This window comes from Streptomyces sp. T39 (assembly GCF_008042045.1).
Lineage (GTDB): Bacteria > Actinomycetota > Actinomycetes > Streptomycetales > Streptomycetaceae > Streptomyces.
On sequence record NZ_RDBP01000217.1, the window covers coordinates 1 to 951 of the forward strand.

The 951-nt window shown below is 77.6% G+C and carries 1 pseudogene; it reads left to right on the forward strand.

Annotated elements, in window-relative coordinates:
• Positions 1–243: 243 nt before the first annotated feature.
• Positions 244–951: pseudogene (locus tag EAO77_RS37245) on the forward strand (hypothetical protein); the annotation flags it as partial.

Below are 951 nucleotides of genomic sequence, written 5' to 3' on the forward strand. Positions count from 1 at the left end.
GCCGACAGCATCCGCTGCTGGTCGAGGAACGGACGTATGCCCCGCACCTCCAGGGCGGTCAGCCACTGCAGGCGCAACTGCTCCGGTCCGCCCGGCTGACCCGCCGCCCCCGCCCGGCGGTGCGCGGCCGGCCAGTGCGACCCGGAACCCCTCGCACTTCCTCCCCGTGACGACGACACTTGACGGTGCGACAGATGGGTAGCACACGGGAACCGGGCTCTTCCCGGGGGACGGGGGACGCAGATGCGGGACAGCCATCGGGCCGAAGCGGAACGGCTGTTGGGCCGGGCCGTGGAAGAGGAGGTGCGGCGCAGCGGCGGGCGGACCGACGGGCAGCTGCTGCTGTCCCGTGCCCGGGACGAGCTCGACACCATGGCCGCGAGCGCGGGCGAGGAGTACGCGGCGTACGAGCGGGCGCTCGACGAGGCCCGGGCCGGTGCGCTGCCGCTGTCCGAGCGGTTCTCCCGGCGGCACGTCGGCACCCCCGCCCTGGTGACCGCGGTCGCCGCCGCGGCGGCCGTGGGGGCGGACATGGCGCTCGGCACGGCCACCGGGACCGCGCTCGGCGCGGGCGCCGTGGTCGCGGTCGCGGGGGCCGCGACCACGGTGGCGAAGGTGACCGCGTCGCACTGGCCGGCCGCGCACCGCCGGGCGGGGGCGGCGGGTCAGCCGGGCGGACCGGAGCAGTTGCGCCTGCAGTGGCTGACCGCCCTGGAGGTGCGGGGCATACGTCCGTTCCTCGACCAGCAGCGGATGCTGTCGGCGGCGGCCCGGCCCGCGAAGAAGGCGGCGGCGCCCGCGCCGCGGCTGCGCGGCGCGGACCGCAGCGCGGCGGCACGCCGCAGGTCGGTGCTGGAGCAGTCGTTCGGCCATCTCCCCGACCCGCAGGGGCCGTTCGCCGGCCGCCGGGAGCATCTGACGCGGATCGCGCAGTGGGTGCACGCGGCCCGC